General features: G+C 37.3%; 1 rRNA gene. It reads right to left on the bottom strand.

Features of this window, described 5'->3' with window-relative positions:
• Window positions 1-174 precede the first annotated feature (174 nt).
• Window positions 175-252 (bottom strand): 16S ribosomal RNA (locus tag LPAF129_RS11130); the annotation flags it as partial.

Genomic DNA, 252 nt, shown 5'->3' on the forward strand with positions numbered 1-252 from the left:
ATTTTTGAATTCTTGTTTGAAACTCTTTCAAACGCGGTGTTCTCGGTTTAATAAAATTATTGATCAAGAAATAAATATTATTCAGTTTTCAAAGAACGGATCTGAGAGTAAACCTCTCAAAACCAAACAAAGTTTCAGTTAACAAATCGTGTGAGTTTCCGTAATTATCCTTAGAAAGGAGGTGATCCAGCCGCAGGTTCTCCTACGGCTACCTTGTTACGACTTCACCCCAATCATCTGTCCCACCTTAGA

The sequence above is a fragment of the Ligilactobacillus pabuli genome, assembly GCF_022836475.1.
GTDB classification, from domain to species: domain Bacteria; phylum Bacillota; class Bacilli; order Lactobacillales; family Lactobacillaceae; genus Ligilactobacillus; species Ligilactobacillus pabuli.